Genomic DNA, 10,761 nt, shown 5'->3' with positions numbered 1-10,761 from the left:
GGGCACCTGTCGAACATGGCGATGTCCCGGATGGTTCTGCAGGAGGTCCTGCACGCACGCGCTGAGGCCGTCGTCCACGAAATCGGGTACTGACCAGGTATGGGGAACATCGAACTCCCCCCCTGGACTCTGGGTGCCGGTTGGAAACGTGTCAGGGGCGGCAATGACGCTGGTCGACGAGGTCAGACGTAACCAGCCCATTGGCCCACGTCGCCAGATGGATACGTAGAGCAAGGCCAAAAAGACAGCCGCTATGCAAATATGGAGTTGATAATGACTTCGAAAACTACTCGCTACCGCCGCATCTTCGGAGAAGGCGTCGAACTGGACAACCATATCGCTGAACGATTGACACTCGCAGATTGGGAAGCGGTGGCCAAGTGGCTAGATCCGACTCGGCGCTATACCCCTGGACAGATGGGTCCGGAATAACGCTGTCACGGCCATCCGCCTCAATCCCTCCCGCTGCCGGGAAGATGCCTGTGGCATGCATGTGCCGACGAGCGACCAGACTTTCAGATGCCAGGCGATAACTGCAGGCGGTAGCCGTCGCTTCATGGCATGCAGCAATACCCCATGCATGCGAAGGAAAGAACAGCGTGGCCGGAACGGTGGATGCAGCCTTTCGCGGTTTGCGTGATCTAATCCAAGGCTCGGTCCGCCGTGTGGGGCAGGGTCGGGCTGATATGACCCGAGGTTTCGGGGAGGCATTACAAGATTCAGCCCGCGCGCACGCTCGCGGAGACCGTGAAGGGCGCGATCGGGTGAAGTGGTTGACGGGCACCACCCGCGGAGGTGAGCCGGTAACGTTCCGGCCCCGGCAGGTGTGGAGCATGCCCCTGAAAGACGCTAACGGCGAACGCATCGGAGCCGTCTTCACCCCAGACGAGGAACGAATTCGCGAGGAGTTCCAGCCGTGGGCGAGGCAGGAGACGAGACAGGCCGACACGGAGGTCATCCCTACTCAGCCGGTCGGTCCGGACGAGCAATGGCAAGACTCACCACCAGAAGATGCACCGTGGGCCGATGCCGTCCGCAGATCGGGCCGACCACCCAATTACTTCATGGCCCATGCTGCCCCCGACCACGCCAAGATCAGCATCAACACCGGTAGCACACTGTTCCCGAAATGGGTCGATGTGAAGTTGAACGGATCGGAGTTCGGGCGAATGCTCGCGGCGGTCAAAAATTCCGCGCGTGCCATCAGACGCAACCCGGCAGGCGAGCAGGTGCTCATCATGTGCTCGAGCGGAGCGCCCAATGCCTCCACCGCCCGCATGGCCGCGGCCCACCTCCACTCGACCGGTACGGTGACCGGAAACATTCATGCCCCCACCGATTTCGTCTACACACCGACGCCGGATGGCGACAGAATGCCCACCTGGCTGGCGGTGGAGCGCCCCCCCCCCCCCCGGTTCTGACGGCAAGTTGTTCGAAACCTATCCGGCGCCTGGGAACAATCCGACACCGCCGGAGAGCTCGTCACAACCGAAACAGGAAAGGGGAAGTAGCTGATGGACCCGTCCTCAGCAGTCCGCCGAGGCGACTGGTTCGTGCTCTTCGACCCGACTTGGCGCGGTGCCCCCGACCAGGAGCCACCGCCGGTGGAGATGATGGTCGGCGGCTGGCGACTCGAGGAGGACGGAACACTCGGACCCTTCCGGCCGAATCCCGCCTACCGGCCCCAAACCCCGGACACCCCCAGCGACCCCCTCGACGCTCTTCTACGTCTCGTCACCGCCGATGAAGACTGTGGCGATCAGATCATCCCCGCCCTGCTGCACACCGTCGTCGAGATCGCCTGCGACGAGCACGACCAGCCACGCACGGCCGCCTCACCCGACGGCATTCCCTGCGTGGTCGTCGTTACCGCCGAAATCCACAAACAACGACTGGCGTCGTCACGCTGGATACCCGTCCTCGGCTCCCGGCTGTCTGAAATCATCCCCGACGGCACCGACATGTTGTTCAACCCCGGCAGTGGTCACCCTTTCCGCCTGGCCACCACCGCGATTCGTGCGGCCGGTCACGCATGACACCCGGTTCGCAGCGTTGTCACCGCCGCCGTCAGCGCGCGGTCGCCAGACAACTCCGATGACGTGGCACCCGCCCGGCAACTGGGTGGTACGCACGAGTGTGATGGAAGACCTCGTCCAGTCGTCATGTGTCGTCAGGCGGGGGCTGGCGGGGCCACAGTCCGTTGATAGACCGACGGGCCAACCCCGCCTGATCAGCAACCCCCACGAGCTCGTTGTCGGTGATAGTTCCTGCCTGTCGGTGCCCCAACCTCGATGGCCGGGTTGTCGCCACATCCCTGCCAGTAGCCGGAGATCTGCTTGGCCATGTAGGGGGTGACGGTTGTGGTGTGCACGAGGTCGAAAACGATGTCGCGGAGGGCTCGGCTGTGCGGGTCAGCACGCATCAGAGCCACCTGGGCGCGCGGCCAGTTCATCCAGCAGCGTGTACTGGTTGGTCGCCGGCGGGCCATTGTCGTAGATCAGCTGGCGACCTGCCCGCGCGTTGCAACCGGTCGTCGTGGGCGTCTGGTGGCGCGCTCGCGGCCGCAGCGATAGCGCTGGGCATGACTCGAGACCAGGCACGACAAATCACGCTTTATCATTCTGAACAGAATGTCCTGGTCGGCAGAAGCTTTCGCACCCTGATGACCCGACGTGCCCTGTACCCCGAGGCACGGATTCGCGGACTCGCCCACGTCATTGTCGGTGACCGCACCTTCGCCGACTTCGCCCTCGATCCGAAACCAACCGAACAGCCGTACCAGTCGGCGTCGTCACTGCTCATACCCGTCTACTTGCCAAACACGGCACACTACTGCTACCACGAGACCTGCCGAAACCGGGCCTGTCCGACCTGCCCGGCGCTGACGCACTCGTCGCAACCACCCGCATACCATGGACTCTGCCCGCGGCCGCGGGGCCTGAGGACTCTTCGACGGCGGCTGCCAGTACCGCGTCCCCCACGACATCTTTCCCCCCGTCCCGCCGCGGCGGACTGATCTTCCCCCTCTTGCCTCCGTCACTGCCCATAATCCGGAATCGGCCGCGCCGTTCTACGAGGCGGACCTTCGCGAAGCGACCATCTTCGCCCACCAGCCCTGCGGCGCGGTGCTCACGGCCCCAGCCCGATCAACCGGAGAACTATTCGACACCGGCTACGACATCGCCACGACCTGGATCGCCTCCCGAACCGACCAGCAACTCCACAACATCGTCGACCCGCACGTTCTCGGATTACCAAACAAAGCCTTGGCGGCCGTTCGAATCGAGTCGATCGCCTGACGAAGTCATGGTTCGTGGGTCGACACTTACTGGTGAGCTCGCACGTCAACTCTCGATTCCAAACCTGTTCGCGATCGGCGATCTTTCGCGAATCGGATCGCAACTTCCTCTGCGAACATGAGCTGCATCCTCAGCTCCGGGTTCTCCGCTCGCAACCGCGCCAACTCGGCCTGCTCTGTTTCGGTCAGCGGCTCATCGGCGCGGGCATCCCCGGCCCTGGACTCCTTCGCCTCTTCACCCATCCTCTCGGCGTCGTCTCATGTACGCCGGTATCGCGTGTCACTTCGGCCACCGGGCCGTCCCTCACCCCGAACGAACGCCACCGCCTGCGCAGTACTCTTCGATGAAATAACGCCGCGCCGAACTCAGCACCGAATGCGCGACTAACGGGCGACACCGATCCCCCGTGTCCATCGAGCCGGGATCGGTCCACTGCAGCCGCGATGGACTGCCTCGTGGACCATGCTGAAGTTGTCGCCCTCAAAAGACGATCGCTACCAGCTCGGCGACGTCGGCTGAGGCCCAGGCGCCGGTATACCTAAATCCGGCATACCCGAATTCGGTATACCTAAAGAATTAACCATCAACTTACTTAGTAGGCGGTCAAACGCAATATCGGTAATCGCCGTCGGCGTTCCGTTGACAGCTATTCAAGCTCGTGGGATGCTCTTGCGCAGCGGAAATCACCGCCAATACAAATATCCAGACTCAGTACAGGAACAAGCGATGATGAGGAAAAGACTGTCGGTCCTAGCGTCAGCAGCTGCCATGGCGGCAATGGCAGTGCTGTTCACACCGGGCGAAGCCTCCGCTACTGGCTATGTTGTGTGGAATGCACCTTGCCCGGAGGGTCGGGCCTGCGTCGCAGATTTCGCAACCAACAACATGTGGGTAGCTACTAGTTGCTGGTTCTCCAACATGGGAAATAACGGCTTCTCGGACAAGGCAGATTATTACTACACACACGGCAACAGCATTAAGTTGGGCAACTACAATCCCTACAGGAACGGCCCCACCTGGGACAAGAACAGCTTTGACTGGAGTCCGACACTGCCAGCGTGGTCGCAGGGCTTCGTCCCCCTAAAAAACACGTACGACGCTATGATGGTCAACTGCTGAGACCCGGGATCCCGCCGCTGATGACGGCAGTAAGCAGCTGCACGGACATCAGCGGCGGGTTCCGGTGAAGACGCGGCGCGCGGCAAGTCACGAATGATCAGTGGCTGTCCGTATTGGATTTTGTCTCGGGTGTGCGGACTTCGCCGGCCGAGACTCAAGGCGTGGATAGCCAGCCTGCCTGGCTGGATTCGAACACCGGCGGTTATGCCATTGTGTGGGGCGTCGACTCGGATATCTGAGTGTTCCCGGGCGGACGGCTCCGGCAGTTCGCGGCTGAGCATCCCGCACGCCGATTCCCCGACGGCACTCGGCTGACCAGAATACGGATATCCCGACCGACGGAATTCGTTTTGCAAAGAAAAATCCATGATGCAATCACTCGATAATAACGAACGCGACCGAAACAATTCCAGCGCCACCGGACCTGCCCGCACGCCCGACATCGATGCAACAGACTTTATCGGCACATGTGACAGCGGGACCGCTGAATGCAGCGCGAAGGCGCTGGTAGGCGCTCATGATCCTGTCTATGCCAGTCCTCGCGACGTACCTAGTGTCGATGACTTCGGCGACGATGTATCCGAGGATAGGACCGGGTCGTCGGACTCGGGACTGCGGTCCACCGGATTCCCCAACCTCCGCCGACGAGTGCCACATCCGGCGGCCCGCGGTGCGCACCGGCATTTGCCCTACGCCGCGGCAGCGGCCGCCGCACTGATCGCACTCGTCGTCGGGGTCGTGGTAGCCCCGGATTCGGGGCGAAACGAAAAGGCCGGCGATGCATTGGCGTCGGACATTTCCGAGACATCGAGCGGGGCGGATCCGACCACCCGGATCGGGGCGATCAGCGACGTTGCCGACGTCTTGGAGACCCCGAATGATGTACCCGTTCCGAACGGCGCTACGGCGGTGGGGACCCTCGGAAACGAGGCAGCTCCGGGGGCCGACACGACCACCAGTGAGTCGGCCGAGCCCACCGCGAGCGATCCGGCCGCGCCGGCCGCCGATATCCCGACCTCCGACCCGATGCCCGGCCCCTCTATCAGCGCGAATATTTCGGTGCAGGTCGACCCTCCCTTGGGCACGAGCCAGGCTCAGCCCAGCGAGAACCCCAGCCAGGATCCGATCACCACCACCACCGCCCCGACGACAACACAAACAGTCCCCACCACAACATCGACCCTCCCTGCGACCACCACGTCTATCGGTAGGACGACGACACCGACCAGCACCAGGACGACGACACCGGCCAGTAAGCCGACAAGCACATCGGCCAGACATGCTCCGACGGCGCCCACAGTCAACAAGACGGCCGAGCGCAAGCCGGTACCACCACCGTCCCAACCGACACTTGCGCACCCACCGAACACGGCTGCGCATAAGCCGAAGGCGCCGACCGCACCCAAGCCCACGAAGGCGAACCCCACGCCGTCTGCGCCTCGGCGGGCCAATTAGCCCGCATGGAAACCCTTGGGGCCGGGCCATCAATCACTACACCTGTTCAACCGCACACCCGGTCTGGACAGTGGGCCTCGACACTTCCACGCGTGAGACCCGCGAGAGAGTGATCGTCACAGCTTCCATGCATCGCCTCGTGCACCACGCACGGTATTCACTTGCAGGGCCTGCACGATCTGCGCCCCACCCTGGCGACTACGTCCATGAGCGGTCATCATCCGTAACGACCTGCGGGACATCACCGCGAGACCATCCGCCGCCGCACCGCAGAAACCATCGGGCCAGAGGCATCCAGGCCGCCGACGCGCATACCGGACCGAATCCGCAAAACGCAGCAACCAAACGCATCACCGTGGTGACCGGCCACCTGTTCGCAGGTAGCATCGAGCACTCGGGCATCATCTACTCGGCACCGTGTTGCCTCCGTGGCGAAGATGACATCCTCCGGTACTCCACTGCGTGGCATCGGCCCCGATTCTCGGTACACGGCTTCGGGTCGCACAGTCGCTGATCATCAGCAGGTGTCCTGCGCCGCTCGACGACCGACGCTGTCGCAGACTCCGGCAGGCTAAGTTCTCTAACTTACCCCGATACTCAATGGCTCCTGATCGCCCAACGTACGTCGCGTTCGTTGTGGCGGCGGCGGCAAGTTCGTCCGCCTATATGGGATGGGGGGTTTCCCCCATTGCCAAGCTGGCCGCTCTGGGGAATTGTAGCTCCGCGTGACCACACGCAGTATGCAGCACATACCGACTACGAAGTTGAGGCCGGTCGACAGTGTCGTCGACCACGCAGCGGGTTCGGGTCACCCCCGCAGCGTCGATGGCCGATTCGCGGACTATCTAAAACAGTCGCCGCCGCCTTGTGAGTCTGACGCGGTGTCCTGTCCTGGCGGACCCGCCCGCCGCGGCTCGCTGGTCTCGCGACAGTCTCCGCGTTGACGGGGTGCTTGCGGTGTTCTGTACAGGGTCGATCGGCGGCGACGGTTAGGCCGTTCGCGTTGAGCCCAAGGTGGATCCGGCGATCGTAGCTATACGAACGATGGAATTCTGGCGCGTATCAAGTCTTTGGTAGACCTGGCGTGGTCGTTGCGCTCGACGCAAGGAACGTCGGGAGCCCAGGCTGTCGGCGTATCATCCATGGCTGCACGGTCTGCGCTACCGTTCAGTGAGGCAACTGCATTCTCGGTCGGCATACCGCAGAATCCGCTGCGGCGTCGGCGAGACCGCAGACCGGGCTCCCCGCTCCGGCCAAGGAGCCATCTATTCAGAGTGTGATGCAGCAGCGGGAATACTTATCGGGCACCGCAGTTGTTGCTTAACGCGTTGTAGCGCTGCAGTAGGCCTGGTTGAGTACGGTATGAAGTAATCAAAAGTTCAGCTCGGCGAAGCGGGTGTACCGCCCGTTGAAAAACCTCACAGGAATCAATAGACGTTGGATATTGAGAGTGAATCGCCGCCATATGCGGCGCCAATCGGCTTCGTGGGTGAGCGTGTTGCCCTTTACACGGAAGAGTACGCGGTCGATCCGCACCGGGTCTATCGGGAGATGCGGTGCCGTTTCGGCTCGCTGGTTCCGGTGGAGCTGGCACCGGGGGTGCCGGCCACTCTGGTGATCGGCTATTACGCCGCTTTGAATATCTTGAATGATCCGGAGCGTTTTCCCGCTGATCCCCGGGTTTGGGAACGGGGAATTCCCACTGACTGCCCGATTCGGCCGATGATGGAGTGGCGGCCCAATGCCATTCGCAGCGCGGGAGTCGACCATGCGCGATACCGGGCGGCGACATTGGCGGGGCTCGGGAAGATCGACCTACACCGGTTGCACACCACAGTCGAAACGATGGCCGTCGCGCTGATCAACTCCTTCTGCGCTGACGGCCAGTGCGACATAGTCGGACAGTATGCGCTACCTCTTATTTTCGGTGCACTGAACGCGATCCTCGGCTGTTCTCCCGAGATCGGCAGGCGTGCGGCTACCGGGATGGCGGCCCTGTTCGACACCGTCGATGCTGCAGAGGGCAACCGCATGCTGAGCGAGGCTTTGCTGGAACTCACCTGGACAAAACGTGAGAATCCGGACGACGATGTCACTTCCCACTTGGTGGAGCACCCGGTAAAGCTGAATGACGAAGAAATGGTGCACCAATTGGCGCTGTTGTACGGCGCCGGTATCGAGCCGCTGCAGAACCTGATCGTAAACACGCTGCTGTTGATGCTGACCGATGAGCGATTTGCCGCGGGTGTTCTCGGTGGTAGTCTGTCGACCCGTGACGCGTTGGATGAAGTACTGTTCAACGACCCGCCGATGGCGAATTACTGCATCAGCTATCCGCGGCAGTCGATCCTGATCGATAATTTCTGGTTGCCGGCGCATGAGCCGGTGATAATCAGCATGGCCGCATGTAACAACGATCCCGTTATCCGTTCCGGTGATCTTACCGATAACCGGTCACATCTGGCATTCAGTACGGGCCCGCACGCTTGCCCGGCCCAGGCGATTGCGCTGCTCATCGCGCAGGACGCCATCGATCAACTTTTGGACGCGCTCCCGGATCTGGAACTCGCAGTCGCGCGAGAGATGCTGCAGTGGCGGCCGGGTCCGTTCCACCGCGCGCTGAGCTCTCTCCCTGTCGCCTTTCCTCCGAGTTCGCCCGTATATCTAGATTCCGTCTGACGCGAGGCATACCGGAACGAGGTCCGCAACAGGTGCAGGACGCAGATCTGCGTAACGCTTCCGGACAGACTCGCTGAGCCCGTCGCAGAGGAGCTTCAAATCTAGGCGATACCGCGGTTTTGAGCTCGGCGAGGACCTGGAACCAGAACTTTGCGCACTCACTGCCGTCGCCGACCCCCAACCGCGGGATGTCGCGGGTGCCGTCGATGCCACGTAGGCCGCCGGTTGGCGACCTTGCCATCCCTGATCTCGGCTCTGGCGCAGATCTCGTGGTGTCGTGGTTCGGCACACTGGTACCGGAATGTTCCGGTTTGCAGCACGCCGACCCCTGGAAACACGGCCCCGGCCGGCTGACCCGTACCCCCGAACCCCGTGAGCAGCTGCTCGCAGACCACCGGCACCGAGGCGACGGTCGAAGCGCCGCCGCACGACCGCGAGCCTGAACCCTGACGATCGGTAGGCCGATTTGAAGCACTACTTGGATAGTCCGTGGTTCGCTTCGACCCGATGGAACGCACGGCCGTCCCGGGAACGGAATATCTTTCGTGTCCGTCCTTCCGCATGCCCGGTAATGGTGCGAATACACCGCGAGCGAATCGGAGGTGCTCACTTCGTGGATCGCCCCTGTCTGTCGAGGGCGCGCTCCAGGCGAAGTAGAGCGTCGGCGAAATCGTCCACGTTATCTGGGCCGACAGCCGCTTCGAGAATCTCATTGATCGCGGAAAGTGCCTGCTGCAGAGTGGCGATCGTATCAATACCCGCTTGCGTGGGCCACAGTTCCCATGCCCTCGCATCCACCGCGCTCGACCGGCGTTCGATCAACCCGCCAGCCTCGAGCCGTGCCGCCATCGCCGTGATCGCCGACTCTCGCTGGTTCAAATGCTCGGCAACCAGGCGCTGAGCGCAGCCTGGATTGCGCACTATGACAGACAGAGCCGCCGACTGGGCGGTGGTGATCCCTCCCGCGATTCGGAACTGTTCGTCGGCGAGCCCTCTCAAGCGCTGTGCCACCGTCTGCAGGTGAAAATACAAGCGTCGACTGCCGGATCGAAAACTTTCGGAAGACTCCACGTTGCAGATGCTACACTAGTGAAGTAGATTCATCGGGTATGACACAGATCATTGACGCCTGGGCGCAGCAGCCCAATCCGCTATTTATGAGCCAGCCTTGGCTGGCAACCCTTTTGCGCTGGACGCGCCAGGGCGCGACCGCCCCATCGATCGATACGACACTGGCAGCGATGGACGCCGCGGGCGTGGATCGGGCGTTGCTGTGCGCATGGGCCGGTCCGCAGGGGGTGCTGATCAGCAACGATGAAACAGCGGCGCATGTACGCGCATATCCGGACCGATTCGTGGGGGTGGCGACTGCGGATCTGCGCTACCCCGTCGAAGCGGTTCGGGAATTGCGACGGGCAGTAACCGATCTCGGTATGGTCGCACTACGCGTGGTGCCCTGGCTGTGGAACTTGCCCCCGGATGATCGGCGCTACTATCCGTTGCTGACAGCGTGTGTCGAGCTAGGCATACCATTCTGCACCCAGATCGGCCACACCGGTCCTCTCTGCCCTTCTGAGCCGGGCCGACCGATTCCCTACCTCGACACGGTACTGCTCGAGTTCCCTGACTTGGTCGTTGTCGGCGGGCACGTCGGACATCCGTGGATCGAAGAAGTGATCTCGCTGGCCACGAAGTATCCGAATTTTTACATCGATACGTCTGCTTATGCGGTCCACCGGTTGCCTCCCGCGCTGGTCGATTATATGCGCGGCGCGGGCCGCACACGCGTGCTATTCGGTACCAACTGGCCAATGCTTTCAGCGGAGCGTTGCTTGGAGCACCTCAACGAGCTAAAACTCGATGCCGAAGTCTGCGACCTGTTCCTCGGCGGCAACGCTGAACGGATCTTCAAGCTTTGACAGTGCAGCGCGGATCTGGTCCTCTGAGACCGTGTCTTACGTGGTTGTGATTCGTTCACGTTGTGCCGGAATCGGCTGTGCTGCATGATGTTCGACTCGTGGTCGATGAGTTGTCGAAACGTCTCGTCCCGGACGAGTTGTGGGCCCTGGTCGAGCCGTTGCTCCCGCAGTTCACTGCGCGTCCGCAGGGTGGTAGCACCGCCCCCGTTGATGAGCGGGCGGTGTTCACCGCGGTGGTGTTCGTGCTGACCAGCGGCTGCGCGTGGCGGATGCTACCGCCCTCGTTCGGG

8 protein-coding genes are annotated in these 10,761 nt (G+C 62.3%); 6 read left to right on the top strand and 2 right to left on the bottom strand.

The genetic code is table 11. The features are described from left to right. Positions 1–833 precede the first annotated feature (833 nt). The 3 genes from ACWEO7_RS36690 (at position 834) to ACWEO7_RS36680 (ending at position 4,418) form a co-directional block, all read left to right on the top strand. On the top strand, positions 834–1,421 hold the full coding sequence (locus ACWEO7_RS36690; RefSeq protein ID WP_452430142.1) for a hypothetical protein: 588 nt from the start codon (positions 834–836) through the stop codon (positions 1,419–1,421). A 93-nt stretch (positions 1,422–1,514) separates the two neighbouring features. Beyond that, positions 1,515–2,036, top strand: a complete 522-nt coding sequence (locus tag ACWEO7_RS36685) for a type VII secretion system-associated protein (RefSeq protein ID WP_452430141.1) — start codon at positions 1,515–1,517, stop codon at positions 2,034–2,036. A 1,926-nt stretch (positions 2,037–3,962) separates the two neighbouring features. Next, the gene (locus ACWEO7_RS36680) at positions 3,963–4,418 is read left to right on the top strand and encodes a hypothetical protein (protein ID WP_452430139.1); all 456 of its coding nucleotides are present in this window, start codon (positions 3,963–3,965) and stop codon (positions 4,416–4,418) included. A 1,094-nt stretch (positions 4,419–5,512) separates the two neighbouring features. On the opposite strand, the gene ACWEO7_RS36675 is transcribed toward ACWEO7_RS36680, so the two are convergent. Then, positions 5,513–5,725, bottom strand: coding sequence for a hypothetical protein (locus ACWEO7_RS36675; RefSeq protein ID WP_452430137.1), 213 nt, complete (start codon positions 5,723–5,725; stop codon positions 5,513–5,515). Positions 5,726–7,310: 1,585 nt separating this feature from the next. Between ACWEO7_RS36675 and ACWEO7_RS36670 the strand changes: the two genes are divergently transcribed. Then, entirely contained in the window at positions 7,311–8,552 is a 1,242-nt protein-coding gene (locus ACWEO7_RS36670; RefSeq protein ID WP_452430136.1) for a cytochrome P450, read from the top strand. 606 nt (positions 8,553–9,158) lie between these two features. Here ACWEO7_RS36670 and ACWEO7_RS36665 read toward each other — a convergent pair. Further along, a complete protein-coding gene (locus tag ACWEO7_RS36665; RefSeq protein WP_452430134.1) occupies positions 9,159–9,623 on the bottom strand; it encodes a MarR family winged helix-turn-helix transcriptional regulator in 465 nt (154 codons plus the stop codon). Between the two features lie 38 nt (positions 9,624–9,661). On the opposite strand from ACWEO7_RS36665, the gene ACWEO7_RS36660 reads away from it, so the two are divergent. Both ACWEO7_RS36660 and ACWEO7_RS36655 read left to right on the top strand, forming a co-directional pair. Further along, positions 9,662–10,471 (top strand): amidohydrolase family protein, encoded by an 810-nt coding sequence (locus tag ACWEO7_RS36660; RefSeq protein ID WP_452430132.1) that lies wholly within the window; start codon positions 9,662–9,664, stop codon positions 10,469–10,471. A 98-nt stretch (positions 10,472–10,569) separates the two neighbouring features. Next, the coding region (locus ACWEO7_RS36655; protein WP_452430131.1) for a transposase at positions 10,570–10,761 on the top strand (192 nt) is incomplete at its 3' end.

Source organism: Nocardia sp. NPDC004260, from assembly GCF_053603155.1.
Note: the sequence above shows the minus strand (reverse complement) of the source record. Positions and strands in the feature narration are given on the sequence as shown.